The organism is Streptomyces sp. GLSS-08 (genome assembly GCF_056387915.1).
Window position 1 is genome coordinate 131,333 of sequence record NZ_JBWJAQ010000009.1, and the last position, 14,429, is coordinate 145,761.

12 protein-coding genes are annotated in these 14,429 nt (G+C 67.8%); 4 read left to right on the forward strand and 8 right to left on the reverse strand.

Features of this window, described 5'->3' with window-relative positions; all coding sequences use genetic code 11:
- Nucleotides 1-68 precede the first annotated feature (68 nt).
- Together AC0ZLC_RS18090 and dnaB are read right to left on the reverse strand one after the other, a co-directional pair.
- Nucleotides 69-1,454, reverse strand: a complete 1,386-nt coding sequence (locus AC0ZLC_RS18090) for a serine hydrolase domain-containing protein (protein ID WP_476752993.1) — start codon at nucleotides 1,452-1,454, stop codon at nucleotides 69-71.
- A 91-nt stretch (nucleotides 1,455-1,545) separates the two neighbouring features.
- On the reverse strand, nucleotides 1,546-3,024 hold the full coding sequence (gene dnaB, locus AC0ZLC_RS18095; protein ID WP_476752994.1) for a replicative DNA helicase: 1,479 nt from the start codon (nucleotides 3,022-3,024) through the stop codon (nucleotides 1,546-1,548).
- A gap of 450 nt (nucleotides 3,025-3,474) precedes the next feature.
- Between dnaB and AC0ZLC_RS18100 the strand changes: the two genes are divergently transcribed.
- A complete protein-coding gene (locus tag AC0ZLC_RS18100) occupies nucleotides 3,475-4,821 on the forward strand; it encodes an MATE family efflux transporter (RefSeq protein WP_476752995.1) in 1,347 nt (448 codons plus the stop codon).
- A 170-nt stretch (nucleotides 4,822-4,991) separates the two neighbouring features.
- On the opposite strand, the gene rplI is transcribed toward AC0ZLC_RS18100, so the two are convergent.
- The 4 genes from rplI to rpsF form a co-directional block, all read right to left on the reverse strand.
- Nucleotides 4,992-5,438, reverse strand: coding sequence for a 50S ribosomal protein L9 (gene rplI / locus AC0ZLC_RS18105; protein WP_121404978.1), 447 nt, complete (start codon nucleotides 5,436-5,438; stop codon nucleotides 4,992-4,994).
- A gap of 18 nt (nucleotides 5,439-5,456) precedes the next feature.
- A complete protein-coding gene (gene rpsR, locus AC0ZLC_RS18110) occupies nucleotides 5,457-5,693 on the reverse strand; it encodes a 30S ribosomal protein S18 (protein WP_003949403.1) in 237 nt (78 codons plus the stop codon).
- A 44-nt stretch (nucleotides 5,694-5,737) separates the two neighbouring features.
- On the reverse strand, nucleotides 5,738-6,337 hold the full coding sequence (locus AC0ZLC_RS18115; protein WP_476752996.1) for a single-stranded DNA-binding protein: 600 nt from the start codon (nucleotides 6,335-6,337) through the stop codon (nucleotides 5,738-5,740).
- Nucleotides 6,338-6,415: 78 nt separating this feature from the next.
- Nucleotides 6,416-6,706, reverse strand: a complete 291-nt coding sequence (gene rpsF, locus AC0ZLC_RS18120) for a 30S ribosomal protein S6 (protein WP_004950685.1) — start codon at nucleotides 6,704-6,706, stop codon at nucleotides 6,416-6,418.
- Nucleotides 6,707-6,993: 287 nt separating this feature from the next.
- On the opposite strand from rpsF, the gene AC0ZLC_RS18125 reads away from it, so the two are divergent.
- The 3 genes from AC0ZLC_RS18125 to AC0ZLC_RS18135 all read left to right on the forward strand — a co-directional run bounded on the left by AC0ZLC_RS18125 (nucleotide 6,994) and on the right by AC0ZLC_RS18135 (nucleotide 9,800).
- Complete coding sequence (locus tag AC0ZLC_RS18125) at nucleotides 6,994-7,308, forward strand: hypothetical protein (RefSeq protein WP_358854516.1); 315 nt, start codon at nucleotides 6,994-6,996, stop codon at nucleotides 7,306-7,308.
- Between the two features lie 210 nt (nucleotides 7,309-7,518).
- Nucleotides 7,519-8,640 (forward strand): peptidoglycan bridge formation glycyltransferase FemX, encoded by a 1,122-nt coding sequence (gene femX, locus AC0ZLC_RS18130; RefSeq protein WP_358854517.1) that lies wholly within the window; start codon nucleotides 7,519-7,521, stop codon nucleotides 8,638-8,640.
- 128 nt (nucleotides 8,641-8,768) lie between these two features.
- Nucleotides 8,769-9,800 (forward strand): alanine racemase, encoded by a 1,032-nt coding sequence (locus AC0ZLC_RS18135; protein WP_476752997.1) that lies wholly within the window; start codon nucleotides 8,769-8,771, stop codon nucleotides 9,798-9,800.
- Between the two features lie 97 nt (nucleotides 9,801-9,897).
- Here AC0ZLC_RS18135 and AC0ZLC_RS18140 read toward each other — a convergent pair whose 3' ends face one another.
- The gene (locus tag AC0ZLC_RS18140; protein ID WP_476752998.1) at nucleotides 9,898-11,406 is read right to left on the reverse strand and encodes a glycosyltransferase family 87 protein; all 1,509 of its coding nucleotides are present in this window, start codon (nucleotides 11,404-11,406) and stop codon (nucleotides 9,898-9,900) included.
- Nucleotides 11,407-11,514: 108 nt separating this feature from the next.
- Nucleotides 11,515-14,232 carry a transglycosylase domain-containing protein gene (locus tag AC0ZLC_RS18145; protein ID WP_476752999.1) on the reverse strand — a complete coding sequence of 906 codons (2,718 nt, stop codon included), beginning with the start codon at nucleotides 14,230-14,232 and terminating at the stop codon, nucleotides 11,515-11,517.
- Nucleotides 14,233-14,429: the final 197 nt, after the last annotated feature.

Below are 14,429 nucleotides of genomic sequence, written 5' to 3' on the forward strand. Positions count from 1 at the left end.
GCGGTTGCCGTTTCTGCGTGAGGGGCGTCCTGTTTCACGTGAAACAGGACGCCCCTCACGCGAAGGCTCTAGCGAATCCCGCGCCAGCCCTCAGGGTCGACGCCGCCCGGCACCGGGGCGCCCTCGTCGTACGGCTGACGCGTGAACACGAACGATCCGAGGTCCAGGTGGCTCACGGCTCCGTCAGGCCGCCGTACGGCCCTCAGCAGCTCCCCCGCGTAGTAGCCGTCGAGCCCCGTCCACGTCCCGTCGCCGTTCACCCGGAATCGCGAGCGCCGGCCGTGGCCGGACAACGGGCCCAGCGACAGGCCCTCGTCGGCCGACAGACGCAGCGCGACGGCCTGCGTCCCCCAGTACCAGGGCCCCGCCAGCTCCAGCACACTCGCGTCAAGCTCCGACAGCGGCCTCCACGGGGACGGAATCCGCGGTTCGGCCTCTGCCACCAGACGGACGAGATCTGCGGCCACGTTCGACACCGGTGGGCCCGAGGTGCAGTTGGCCAGCACCACGGCCGCCAAGTCGTCCTCCACGCTGATCGTCACGTTCGCGAGAAAGCCCGGCAGAGAACCGGAATGCCCGACGAGGAGCCGCCCGTCCCGCTGCTGGATCTGCAGACCCAGTCCGTACGCGGAACCGGCTGCCACCTCCGCGGCTTCGGCCGGCGCGGCGGGGGTGCGCATCTCGCGCACGGACCCCGCGCTCAGCACCCGGTCGTCACCCCGGGCCAGAAAGACGGCGAAGTGAGCCAAGTCCCCGGCGGTGGACCACAGCTGACCGGCCGGAGCCATCCTCCCGAGGTCCTCGGAGGGCTCCGGAAGCATCACGTCCGCCCACGGATGCACCGCCCATCCGCCCGCATGCGGGGCCTGCGGACGACCGCTCGTACGGTGCAGGCGCAGCGGCTCGAGCACCTCGCGTCGCAGCACCTCTTCCCAAGGCGCCCCCCGCAACTCCTCCACCAGGGCGCCGAGCAGCGTGTAACCGGGATTCGAATAATGGTGCCGCCGCCCGACCGGATGCCGGAAGGGCTGCTCGCCCAGCACATCGGCGAGCTCCGGGCGCAACGAACCGGGCGTCCGTTCCCACCACGGAGCGGGTGACTCCGCCGCCAATCCGCCCGTGTGCGCGAGCAGTTCGGCGATCGTGGCCTCCCCCGCTCCGGTACCCGGCAGATGCTTCTCCAGCGGGTCGCCGAGGTCCAGCACGCCCTCGTCACGCAGCCGCAGGACAAGTACGGCGGTGAAGGTCTTGGTGATCGAACCGATCCGGTACTGCACGTTCCCGTCCGGGCCGTGCCCCTCCACCGACGTACGGGACCCCGTCCACACCGGCTGTCCGTTCCTCACGACTGTCGCGACCAGCGACGGCGCCCTCCCCTCGGCCTGAGCGGTGGCGATGCGGTGCAGCAGGGCGCGGCGCGTGGCGGGAAGCAGCTCTTCCTCGGGTGTTGTCATACCCCCAGTCCACCCCGGCCGCCGGCGCACGTCGAGCGCATTTCATCCGTGGCCGGGGCATGACCTGCTCGTCTCTCCGGCCGCTGCCCGATCAGGTCTGCGCCATGTCCACGAAACGGGAGTAGTGGCCCTGGAATGCCACTGTGATGGTCGCCGTCGGACCGTTACGGTGCTTGGCCACGATCAGGTCGGCCTCACCGGCGCGGGGCGACTCCTTCTCGTACGCGTCCTCGCGGTGCAACAGGATGACCATGTCGGCGTCCTGCTCGATGGAACCCGACTCACGAAGGTCCGAGACCATCGGCTTCTTGTCCGTGCGCTGCTCGGGACCACGGTTCAGCTGCGACAGCGCGATGACCGGGACCTCCAGCTCCTTGGCGAGCAGCTTGAGGTTTCGGGACATGTCCGAGACCTCCTGCTGGCGGTTCTCGGCACGCTTGGAGCCACCGGACTGCATCAGCTGGAGGTAGTCGATGACGACCAGTCTGATGTCGTTGCGCTGCTTGAGACGGCGGCACTTGGCACGGATCTCCATCATCGACAGGTTGGGAGAGTCGTCGATGAAGAGGGGGGCGGCCGAGACGTCCGGCATCCGGCGGGCCAACCGGGTCCAGTCCTCATCCGTCATCGTGCCGGAACGCATGTGGTGCAGGGCTACGCGGGCCTCGGCGGACAGTAGACGCATCGCGATCTCGTTGCGGCCCATCTCGAGCGAGAAGATGACGCTGGGCAGGTTGTTCTTGATCGAAGCGGCGCGCGCGAAGTCCAGGGCGAGGGTGGACTTACCCATGGCGGGGCGGGCGGCGATGACGATCATCTGGCCAGGGTGCAGGCCGTTCGTGAGCGAGTCGAAGTCCGTGAACCCGGTGGGCACGCCGGTCATCTCGCCGCTGCGCGAGCCGATCGCCTCGATCTCGTCGAGCGCGCCCTCCATGATGTCGCCGAGGGGCAGATAGTCCTCGCTGGTGCGCTGCTCGGTGACCGCGTAGATCTCGGCCTGCGCGCTGTTGACGATCTCGTCCACATCGCCGTCGGCCGCGTATCCCATCTGCGTGATCCGCGTACCTGCCTCGACCAGGCGGCGCAGGACGGCACGCTCGTGGACGATCTCCGCGTAGTACTCGGCGTTGGCCGCGGTGGGAACCGTCTGGACGAGAGTGTGCAGATACGATGCGCCGCCGACCTTGGTGATCTCGCCGCGCTTGGTGAGTTCGGCCGCGACCGTGATCGGGTCGGCCGGCTCGCCCTTCGCGTAAAGATCGAGGATCGCCGTGTAGACGGTCTCGTGCGCGGGCCGGTAGAAGTCGTGGCCCTTGATGACCTCGACGACGTCTGCGATGGCGTCCTTGGACAGGAGCATGCCGCCGAGAACCGACTGCTCGGCGTCCAGGTCCTGCGGCGGTACGCGTTCGAAGGCGGAGCCTCCGCCGTCCCATTCGCCGCCCTCGCGGCCTCGGTCATGCTGCTCGTCGCGGCTCCGGCCGACGTCGCGGCGCTGACGGGAGGCGGGCAGACGATCACTGGGACCGCTGTCGGCCCACGGGTCGTCCAAGGGCTCGGAAATACTCACCGAGCCACCTCCTCCCGTCCGCCGAGCGGACCTAGCCGTGCCCCTCTTTTCTACGGCACGGCACTGACAAATGAAGTCACCCAACTCCGGTTCTGACGCGTCGGTTTTGCCTGGTTGCCGAGGACGGAGGAGAGAGCGGGCGCGCCCCACGTTAGGCCTGCGGGCACCGTCAGCCAATCTGGTTATCCACAGGCCATGTGGACGACCGCCCGGATGCTGTGGAGAACCTGGCCAAAGCTGTGCACGAGCCGGTGGACAGCCCTGTGAACAAGCACTCAGTCCCCGCGACACAACCGCCCTGACCAGGCACTTTGCCGTCCACTGGCTGTGCAGAAGAAAAACTTTCCCAGCCGGGACAAGATCTCCTCGAACACTGCACGACGGCGTCCGTCACGCGCCCACAAGTAAGGGTTGAAGAAGGTTTGCATCTCTTACCTGTGGAAGATTAGATTGGTGCCCATGACACAGGCTCCCGCGACATCCAGGGCCGTCCGGCGTCGCCACGACCGCGAGATCGTCGCGCTGGCCGTTCCGGCCTTCGGCGCGCTGGTGGCCGAACCCCTTTTCGTGATGGCCGACAGCGCGATAGTCGGACATCTCGGCACCGCCCAACTGGCCGGCCTCGGGGTGGCTTCGGCGCTCCTCATGACCGCGGTGGGCGTCTTCGTCTTCCTCGCCTACGCCACGACGTCCGCCGTCGCCCGGCGTGTCGGGGCGGGCGATCTGCGCGCCGCGATCCGCCAGGGCATGGACGGCATCTGGCTCGCCCTGCTGATCGGCGCGAGCGTCATCGCCGTCACCCTGCCGACGGCACCCGCCCTGGTGCACCTCTTCGGTGCCTCGGACACAGCCGCCACCTACGCGATCACCTACCTGCGGATCTCAGCGCTCGGCATCCCGGCCATGCTTGTCGTACTCGCCGCCACCGGCGTCCTGCGAGGCCTGCAGAACACGAGAACTCCGCTGTACGTCGCCGTCGCCGGCTTCGTGGCCAACGCCGCCCTCAACGCGGGCCTCGTCTACGGCGCCGGCCTCGGCATCGCCGGCTCGGCCTGGGGCACGGTCACCACCCAGTTCGGCATGGCCGCCGTCTACCTGTACGTCGTCGTCCGAGGTGCCCGGAAGCACGGTGCCTCACTGCGACCGGACCTGGACGGGATCCGGGCCTGCGCCCAGACCGGTGCCCCGCTCCTGGTGCGCACACTGTCACTGCGGGCAATCCTCATGATCGCCACTACCGTCGCCGCGCGGCTCGGAGATGCCGAGATGGCGGCGCACCAGATCATCCTCTCCCTGTGGAATCTTCTCGCTTTCGCACTCGACGCGATCGCCATCGCCGGGCAGGCCATCATCGGCCGTTATCTCGGCGCGAACGATGCCGGAGGAGCCCGCGAAGCCTGCCGACGGATGGTGCAGTGGGGTGTCGCTGTCGGGATCGTTCTCGGTCTGCTGCTCGTGTTCACCCGGCCGCTGTTCCTGCCGCTCTTCACCGACGATTCCGTGGTGCGGGACACCGCTCTGCCCGCTCTTCTCGTGGTGGCGATCGTGCAGCCGGTCTCCGGCATCGTCTTCGTCCTCGACGGAGTACTCATGGGCGCAGGGGACGGCCCGTACCTCGCACGGGCCATGATCCTCACGCTCGCGGTCTTCGCTCCGGTCGCGCTGCTCGTACCGGCTCTCGGTGGAGGGCTGACCGTCCTTTGGGCCGCCATGAGCCTGATGATGACGGTGCGGATGCTGACCCTGTGGCTGCGATCCCGCTCGGGCCGCTGGATCATCACCGGTGCCACCCGCTGACGGCTGTCAGCGCTGCCCGGTTGTTTCACGTGAAACTGCGTGTTTCACGTGAAACACGAAGAGCCGAAACGCTCCCAGTCGCACCATTCCAGATCGGTCCCACCACGACGAAGAAGGGCCGCACCCCCGGAGGGATGCGGCCCTTCTCTCAGCTGTGCTGAGCGCTGCACTCAGGCAGCGACGACCTCGATGTTGACCTTGGCGGCAACCTCGGGGTGCAAACGCACGGACGTCTCGTGGGCGCCCAGGGTCTTGATCGGCGAGCCCAGCTCGATGCGGCGCTTGTCGACCTCGGGGCCACCGGAGGCCTTGATCGCCGAAGCGATGTCGGCCGGGGTGACGGAACCGAAGAGACGACCGGCGTCGCCGGAGCGGACGGCCAGACGGACCTTGACGCCCTCAAGGCGGCCCTTGATCTCGTTGGCCTGCTCGATGGTCGCGATCTCGTGGATCTTGCGAGCACGACGAATCTGCTCGACGTCCTTCTCGCCACCCTTGGTCCAGCGGATCGCAAAGTTCCGCGGGATCAGGTAGTTGCGAGCGTAACCGTCCTTGACGTCGACGACGTCGCCCGCGGCACCGAGGCCGGAGACCTCGTGGGTGAGGATGATCTTCATTTTTCGGTCACCCTTCCCTTATCGCGCGGTGGAGGTGTAGGGCAGCAGCGCCATCTCACGGCTGTTCTTCACAGCCGTGGCGACGTCACGCTGGTGCTGCGTGCAGTTGCCGGTCACGCGGCGGGCACGGATCTTGCCGCGGTCGGAAATGAACTTCCGCAGCATGTTCGTGTCCTTGTAGTCCACGTACGTGACCTTGTCCTTGCAGAAAGCGCAGACCTTCTTCTTCGGCTTGCGCACAGGCGGCTTCGCCATGATGTATCTCCTGTGTGATCAAGAAGTGGGGTACGAACCGGCCCTTAGAAGGGAGGCTCGTCCGAGTAGCCGCCGCCGGAGCCGCCGGAGCTTCCGCCCCAGCCGCCGCCACCGCCGCCGCCGCTTTGGTTACCGCCGCCGGCAGGAGCGCTGGTCGCCCAGGGGTCGTCGGCGGGAGCGCCGCCGCCCTGCGGCTGAGTGCCGCCGGAGCTTCCGCCCCAGCTGCCGCCGCCCTGCTGGCCGCCGCCACCGCCGCCGTAACCGCCCTGGCCGCCTCGACCGGTGGTCTTGGTGACCTTGGCCGTGGCGTTCTTCAGGCTGGCGCCGACTTCCTCGACGTCCAGCTCGTAGACCGTGCGCTTGACGCCCTCACGGTCCTCGTAGGACCGCTGCTTCAGCCGGCCCTGCACGATCACGCGCATGCCTCGCTGAAGCGACTCTGCGACGTTCTCCGCCGCCTGACGCCAGACCGAGCAGGTCAGGAACAGGCTCTCGCCGTCCTTCCACTCGTTGGTCTGACGGTCGAAGGTGCGGGGGGTGGACGCGACACGGAACTTCGCGACCGCCGCACCGGAAGGGGTGAAGCGCAGCTCGGGGTCGTCGACAAGATTGCCGACGACCGTGATGACGGTCTCGCCTGCCATGGGGGAACCTCTCGGCGGGTTTGCTGCTGGCTGCTTGGTGCTGCTACTCGGATCCCGAGATCAGCTGAGCGGGATGGCTCAGTGGGTCTCGGGGCGGAGGACCTTGGTCCGGAGGACCGACTCGTTCAGGTTCATCTGGCGGTCGAGCTCCTTGACGACCGCAGGCTCGGCCTGCAGGTCGATGACCGAGTAGATGCCCTCGGGCTTCTTCTTGATCTCGTACGCGAGACGACGACGGCCCCAGGTGTCGACCTTCTCGACCTTTCCGTTGCCCTCACGGACGACGGAGAGGAAGTTCTCGATCAGCGGGGAGACAGCACGCTCCTCGAGATCGGGGTCGAGGATGACCATCACTTCGTAGTGACGCATGTGGAACCCACCTCCTTTGGACTCAGCGGCCACGGTCGTTCCGTGGCAGGAGGGTTGTTATGCGTACGCAACGGTATCCGCCGCCACTGACAATGGGGTTTCTCGATCGGAGATCCGAGCGGGAGTCCCTGTCGTGACTCGGCCACGGCCTGGGCAGACACCGGTGCAGAGAGTACAGAGTACCCGCAGGGTGGCTTCCGGTTGAAATCCGGCGGGGGAGAGCGTCAGTCTGTACACATCGGGTGTGAATGGCGCTACGATGCGCCACCTTCCGCAGGAGGTGCCCTATGGCACAGACAATGCGCCCCAACATCGGTGGTTCCCTGCTCGCGACCGACGGCAAGCCCCACCCTCTCCAGGACACGCTGTTGTGGGTGACCGCCGTCCTCGGTGTCATCGCCTTCGTGACCGCGATGTTCCACAGCCTCCACCTGATCAGTTCCTGGGCCGGCCTGGTGGGCGTCATCACCGGGGCCTACGGCCAGTTCATCTCCGAGACGACCCGCGAACGCTTCGGCCTGATCCTGGGTCTCGGCGCCTCGGCCTTCGGCTTCTTCCTCGGCATGGCCCACGGCGGTCTCTTCGGCGGCGTCATCAACTGACGGCTCCGTGCCCGCCGGCGCCGCCGGAGGGCCGGCTGTCCGCCTGACCCGGCACCTGCCGGACCACACGCCTCACGTCCCCGGCCGCCCCCTCGGCCGGGGACGGAGGGTGCACACGGCCAAACAGGGCGCTCGCGGGGCACAGTAGGCTTCGGCGCGAGAGCCGGAGCCCCTGCACCCGTGGGCCACACCAGCCAAGGAGCGCCCCGAATGAGCCTGACCCTGAGGACCATCAGCCGAGAGCAGCATCTGGCATACATCCAGAGCCTGCCCGCGGCGAGCCACATGCAGGTCCCCGCCTGGGCCGATGTCAAGGCGGAGTGGCGCTCCGAGAACCTCGGATGGTTCGACGACAGGACCGGCGAAATGGTCGGCGCGGGCCTGGTGCTGTACCGCCAGCTGCCGAAGATCAAGCGCTATCTCGCCTATCTTCCCGAGGGCCCGGTCATCAACTGGTTCGCTCCGAACCTCGACGACTGGCTGCAGCCGATGCTCGCGCACCTCAAGCAGCAGGGTGCCTTCTCCGTGAAGATGGGCCCGCCGGTGATCATCCGGCGCTGGGAGGCCGCGTCCATCAAGGGCGGCATCCAGAACCCCGACGTGAAGCGCCTGCGGGACATCGAGGCGGACTTCATCGAGCCCCGCGCCTTCGAGGTCGCCGACAAGCTGCGCCGCATGGGCTGGCAGCAGGGCGAGGACGGCGGCGCCGGCTTCGGTGACGTGCAGCCCCGCTACGTCTTCCAGGTGCCGCTGGCGAACCGGTCGCTGGAAGAGGTCCACGGGAACTTCAACCAGCTGTGGCGCCGCAACATCAAGAAGGCCGAGAAGTCGGGCGTCGAGGTCGTCCAGGGTGGCTACCAGGACCTGGAGGAGTGGCAGCGGCTGTACGAGATCACCGCACTGCGCGACCACTTCCGGCCCCGCCCGCTCTCGTACTTCCAGCGCATGTGGACGGCGCTCAACAACGAGGACCCCAACCGCATGCGGCTGTACTTCGCCCGGCACAACGGGGTGAACCTGTCCGCGGCGACGATGCTCGTCGTCGGCGGCCACGTCTGGTACTCGTACGGCGCCTCGGACAACATCGGCCGCGAGGTCCGGCCCTCGAACGCGATGCAGTGGCGGATGCTGCGCGACTCGTACGCCCTCGGCGCGACGGTCTACGACCTGCGCGGTATCTCCGACTCGCTGGACGAGACGGACCACCTCTTCGGTCTGATCCAGTTCAAGGTGGGCACGGGCGGGCAGGCGGCCGAGTACCTCGGCGAGTGGGACTTCCCGCTCAACAAGCTGCTCCACAAGGCTCTCGACATGTACATGTCGCGCCGCTGACCCGGCCGGGTCCGCCCTCCGCGCCGCCTTCGCGGCGCGGTATCGCCGCGAACGTCCGGCGCATCCGCCACACTTTCCTTTCATACCTCTGATACACCGCAGCCACGAGAAAGGTTCCGGGACCGGCCATGGCGCTCACGCTCAACGTCGACACCGCGCGCTGGCGGGCACACCACAAGCACGTGCAGGAGCAGTTCCCGGGGCTCGTCCCCGTCTGCAAGGGCAACGGCTACGGCTTCGGCCACGAGCGGCTCGCCGACGAGGCCACGCGCCTCGGCTCGGACGTCCTCGCCGTCGGCACCACGTACGAGGCCGCCCGGATCAAGGACTGGTTCGGTGGCGATCTGCTGGTCCTGACGCCGTTCAGGAGGGGCGAGGAGCCCGTACCGCTGCCCGACCGTGTCATCCGCTCCGTATCGTCGATAGACGGCGTGTACGGCCTCGTGGGCGCCCGCGTCGTCATCGAGGTCATGTCCTCGATGAAGCGGCACGGTGTGAGCGAACAGGATCTGCCCCACCTGCACTCCGCCATAGAGAACGTGCGGCTGGAAGGCTTCGCCATCCACTTGCCGCTGGACCGCACGGACGGTTCGGACGCCGTCGAGGAGGTCATCGGCTGGATGGACCGCCTGCGCGCGGCCCGTCTGCCGCTGCACACGATGTTCGTCAGCCACCTCAAGGCCGACGAACTCGCCCGCCTTCAGCAGCAGTTCCCGCAGACCCACTTCCGCGCCCGCATCGGTACGCGGCTGTGGCTGGGGGACCACGATGCGACCGAGTACCGCGGCGCCGTCCTGGACGTCACGCGCGTGTCCAAGGGCGAGCGCTTCGGCTACCGGCAGCAGAAGGCGGCTTCGGACGGCTATCTGGTCGTCGTGGCGGGCGGCACGTCGCACGGGGTGGGGCTGGAGGCCCCCAAGGCGCTGCACGGCGTCATGCCGCGCGCCAAGGGCGTCGCCCGCGCGGGCCTCGCGACGGTCAACCGCAACCTGTCCCCGTTCGTCTGGGGCGGCAAGCAGCGTTGGTTCGCGGAGCCGCCCCACATGCAGGTCTCGATCCTCTTCGTACCCTCGGACGCGCCGGAGCCGAAGGTGGGCGAGGAGCTGGTGGCCCATCTGCGGCACACCACCACGCAGTTCGACCGGATCGTCGACCGCTGACCGCACGAGGGCCGGGCGGGACCGCCTGGACCAAGGACGAAAGGCCGTACACGGACACCGTGTACGGCCTTTCGCGTGGCTGCTACCACTCGTTCGCTCAGAGCGAACTGTCCTCCGTGGTCGCGTTCCGCGCACCCCATTCGACCTGAGTCCCCTCGGAGTGCGCCGCGTGCCGGGGCGGATGCGCCGCGGCCCCCACGACGAACACGTCCTCCGCGCCGTCCAGCACACCTCCCGACGGATCGTCGTCGCCGGCCCGGCGCACCGGGTCCCGCTCCGGCATCAGGATGTCCCGCACCACCACGGCACAGATGTACGCCGTCCCCAGCAGGTGCACGGCGATGGCGGCCTGGTACCCCTCGGTGGGCAGCCCCTTGTGGGCTTCTCCGCTGGTCGTGTACGCGAGGTACATCCAGATCCCGACGAAGTACGCGACCTCGCACGCCTGCCAGATGAGGAAGTCGCGCCAGCGCGGGCGGGCCAGCGCGGCAAGGGGGACCAACCACAGCACGTACTGGGGCGAGTAGACCTTGTTGGTGAGGATGAAGGCCGCGACGATCAGGAATGCGAGCTGCGCGAAGCGCGGACGGCGTGGGGCCGTCACCGTGAGCGCGGCGATGCCCACGCAGGCCAGCAGCATCAGGACGCTGGCGAACGTGTTGATGTTGTCCGTGGTCAGGAGAGAGCTCTGCCAGCGCTGGGAGAGGATCAGCCAGAAGGATCCGAAGTCGACACCGCGCTCCTGGCTGAACGTGTAGAACTTCGACCAGCCCTCGAAGGCGAAGACCATCACGGGCAGGTTCACGGCGAGCCAGGCCACGACCGCGCCACCCACCGCGATCCGGAACTCACGCCACCTTCCGGCACGCCAGCACAGCATCAGCAGCGGGCCCAGCAGCAGGAACGGATAGAGCTTGGCGGCCGTGGCGAGCCCCAGCAGGACGCCGAACGCGAGGGAGCGGCCCCGGGACCACATCAGCATGGCGACAGCGGTCAGAGCGACGGCCAGCAGGTCCCAGTTGATGGTGGCGGTCAGGGCGAAGGCGGGGGCGAGGGCGACCAGCAGACCGTCCCAGGGGCGGCGTGCGTGGGTGCGTGCGACGCACACGGCGATGATCGCCGCGCACACCATCAGCATCCCGGAGTTGACCATCCAGTAGAACTGCTCCTGGTGCTGGATGCTGCCGCTACCGGGGGTGAGCCAGGAGGCGACCTCCATGAACACACCGGTGAGCACCGGGTACTCGAGGTAGTCCATGTCGCCGCTGAGCTTGTCGAAGTACGGCACGAGCCCGTCGGCGAAGCCGCGTCCCTGGTAGAGGTGCGGGATGTCCGAGTAGCACGCGTGCGTGTACTGGGAGCTGGCACCGAAGAACCAGGCGCCGTCGTAGCAGGGCAGCTTCTGCACCATGCCGAGGGCGAACATGCCGATCGCGATGAGGGCGACGACCCGCACGGGTGTCCACCAGGACGTCCCCGGCAGCGCTCGTCGTCCGAAGGGGCCACCGATCAGCTCACTGCCGTTCGCGGCGACCTCGTCCTCCCTGGTCGGGTGTACGGGTTCCGGCTCGTGCACGCTCGCTCGCGTCGCTTCTGCACTGGGCATGACGCACATCCTGCCGTACGCACCTGGGAATACGCCGAGGGCCGCCGCACCTGGTCGGTGCGGCGGCCCATGTTTCACGTGAAACACACGTCGGTGGGCAGGGTGCTGCTATCCGCCCGGGCCGCCGAACAGGCCTCCGTTGCCGTTGCCTCGTGTGTTTCCGGTCCCGGTGGACTCCGTGGGCGAAGACGTCACGCCGCCGTCCGTACCGCCGGTGTCGGGGCCGCCCGTGTCGGTCCCGCCGTTGTTGTTGCAGTTCCAGTCCCACTTGCCACAGCTCTCGCTGGGCGAGGGCGAGGGCGAGGACGACGAGGGGGTCTCGCTGGGCGTCTCGCTCGGCGTCGGACTTTCCTCGTGGCTCTCGGTCACCGAGGGAGTCACGGTCGGCGTCGGTACGTCATTGACGACCGTGCCGATGTCCTCGGGCGTCGGGAAGTTCTTCACCGGCTCCTTCTTGAGAGCCTGTGCCATGTAGTCGTGCCAGATCTCGGCCGGGAACGAGGCGCCGTGGATCTTCTCCTGGCCACCCGTTCCGTACATCTCCAGGAATTCGCGCTTCTTGCTGCTCTCGTTGTCGTCCATCCGGTACATCGTGATCGCGGTGGAGAGCTGCGGGGTGTAGCCGACGAACCAGGCGGACTTGTTGCCGTCGGTGGTACCGGTCTTGCCGGCCACCGGACGGCCGGGGAGCTGGGCGGCCGTACCGGTGCCCTCGTCGACCACGGTCTTCAGCACATCGGTGACGTTGTCGGCCACCGCCGAGGTGAAGGCCTGCTTGGACTTGTTCTCGTGCCGGAAGACCGTGCCGTGCTTGTCGGTCACTTCCTCGACCGAGTACGGGTCGTGCTGCTTGCCGCTGTCGGCGAAGGTGCCGTACGCGCCGGCCATCCGGATCGCGCTCGGGTCGGAGGTGCCGATCGAGAACGACGGGAAGTTGGCGCTGGCCAGGCTGGTCTTGAGGATGCCCGCCTCCATGGCGGCATCCCTGACCTTCTCCAAGCCGACGTCCATGCCGAGCTGCACGTACGCGGAGTTCGCGGAGACCCTCATCGCCTCGCGGAGGTCGATGTTGAAGGACGGCGGGTTGTACGACTCATTTCCGTCGTTCTTCTGCAGCCATTCGTTGCCGTCCTTGTCCTGCCAGACGTTCCCGTTGTACTCCTCGATCTTGAGCTTGTTCCTGCCGCTGTACAGGCTCTTCGGCGAAACGATGGTGCGCTCGTCCTGTGCCTGCTCCGGGTCGCCGTCAGGGTTGCGCACCCCCCAGGACATGGCCGCTGCCAGCACGAAAGGCTTGAACGTCGAACCCACCTGGGCACCGGTCTGGTCGGCGTTGTTGGTGAAGTGCTTGGTCGCGTCCTCGCCGCCGTAGATGGCCTTGATCGCGCCCGTGTCGGGGTCGACGGAGGCTCCGCCGAACTGGACGTACTTGTCCTTGTCCGGACGCAGCCCGGGCTTGATGTTCTTCTTGCGGACGTCCTTCACGGCCTTCTCGAGAGCCTTGACCTTCTCCTGGTCGAAGGTCGTGTGGATCTCGTAGCCGCCCTGCTGAAGCTTGTTCGCCGTGACCCCGGTCTTGTCCGAGTTGTTGATCAGGTATGCCTTCGCCAGGTCGACGAGGTAGCCGACCTGACCGCTCAGCTGGGCGTTCGAACGCGGGTTCTGGATCTTGGGGAAGGTCTTGAACTTCTTGAGTACCGTGGCAGGCAGACGCCCGTCGCTGACCTCTTCCTCGAGGATCCACCGCCACCGCGCTTCGGCCCGCTTGCGATTGGCCTCGGGAGTGGCGCCGACGGGGTCGATCGACTCGGCACCGGCCGGGTCGTAGTACGTGGCGCCCTTCAGCACCGCGGCGAGGAAGGCGCACTGGCTTTCATCGAGCTTCTGGGCGTCCTTGTCGAAGTACGCATGTGCGGCCGCCTGGATCCCGTAGGCGTTGCGCCCGTAGTACGCGGAGTTCAGGTAGCCGGCCATGATCTTCTCCTTGGGCTCCTGAGCACCCACCTTTATGGAGACGAACAGCTCTTTGAACTTCCGGGAGATCGTCTGCGACTGGTCGTCCAGCATCGCGTTCTTCACGTACTGCTGGGTGATGGTGGAGCCGCCCTGCGTCTGACCGCCCTTGGCCATGTTGACGAAGGCCCGGGCGATGCCCATCGGGTCGACACCTCTGTCGTTCTCGAACGTCTTGTTCTCGGCCGACATGACGGCGAAGCGCATCGCCTTGGGGATCTTCTCGTAGCTGATGATCTGGCGGTTCGTCTCCCCGCCGGTCGCGACCATCTGTTTGCCGTTCGACCAGTAGTAGACGTTGTTCTGCGCCTCGGCGGTCTTGGCCACGTCCGGCACGTCCACCAGCGCGTACGCGACGCCCGCGACCGCCACCAGGCTGCCGAAGAACCCGATGAAGAGCCCTGTCACGAGCCTCCAGGACGGCACCCAGCGCGAAGCGCCGTACCTGCCCGCACGGGGATAGTCGATGAAGCGTTTCTTGGCGGGTCCTGGACGGCCTCGGCCGCGCCCCGGACCGCCGGGTCCACCGGGGCCGCCGCGCCCGCCGCCGCCCACGCCTCCGGGCCCGCCGGCGCCTGAACCCTCGGCGGCTCGGCGTCGGCCGCCCCCACTGCTCCTCTGGACCGCCCGCCGGGCCTCGGCACGGCTCCCGTACGGGCGCTCCTCACCCCCCGGGCCGTAGGCATCGGAAGGAGACCCGGTGACGCCCCGCGGTGCGGCACGGCGACCGGAGGACGGGCCGGGCTGACCGCGTCGGGCCGCGGCACGCCCGCCGCCCTGCGGCTGCGGCGGTTTGCGACGGTGCTCGCTCATCGAACGATTACTCCTCGGGCAGGCGCACCTTTGCGCACCTGGAAACGGCGGCTGGTTTCCGGTCCCCCCGAAGTACGGATGCGGCAGTCATCGCATTCACCCGTACTGCACCGAGGACAGGGACGTCCCCGGGCATCACTCGGTTCCCGGCGGTCTGCATGGCGCACAGACTACGCACCGTCAAAACCCACCGAGGG

Excerpts from the sequence above, each read along its gene's own strand:
- AC0ZLC_RS18090 (WP_476752993.1), bottom strand. The coding sequence starts at position 1,454 with ATGACAACACCCGAGGAAGAGCTGCTTCCCGCCACGCGCCGCGCCCTG.
- rplI (WP_121404978.1), bottom strand. The coding sequence starts at position 5,438 with ATGAAGATCATCCTCACCCACGAGGTCTCCGGCCTCGGTGCCGCGGGC.
- rpsR (WP_003949403.1), bottom strand. The coding sequence starts at position 5,693 with ATGGCGAAGCCGCCTGTGCGCAAGCCGAAGAAGAAGGTCTGCGCTTTC.
- AC0ZLC_RS18115 (WP_476752996.1), bottom strand. The coding sequence starts at position 6,337 with ATGGCAGGCGAGACCGTCATCACGGTCGTCGGCAATCTTGTCGACGAC.
- rpsF (WP_004950685.1), bottom strand. The coding sequence starts at position 6,706 with ATGCGTCACTACGAAGTGATGGTCATCCTCGACCCCGATCTCGAGGAG.
- AC0ZLC_RS18125 (WP_358854516.1), top strand. The coding sequence starts at position 6,994 with ATGGCACAGACAATGCGCCCCAACATCGGTGGTTCCCTGCTCGCGACC.
- femX (WP_358854517.1), top strand. The coding sequence starts at position 7,519 with ATGAGCCTGACCCTGAGGACCATCAGCCGAGAGCAGCATCTGGCATAC.
- AC0ZLC_RS18135 (WP_476752997.1), top strand. The coding sequence starts at position 8,769 with ATGGCGCTCACGCTCAACGTCGACACCGCGCGCTGGCGGGCACACCAC.
- AC0ZLC_RS18140 (WP_476752998.1), bottom strand. The coding sequence starts at position 11,406 with ATGCCCAGTGCAGAAGCGACGCGAGCGAGCGTGCACGAGCCGGAACCC.
- AC0ZLC_RS18145 (WP_476752999.1), bottom strand. The coding sequence starts at position 14,232 with ATGAGCGAGCACCGTCGCAAACCGCCGCAGCCGCAGGGCGGCGGGCGT.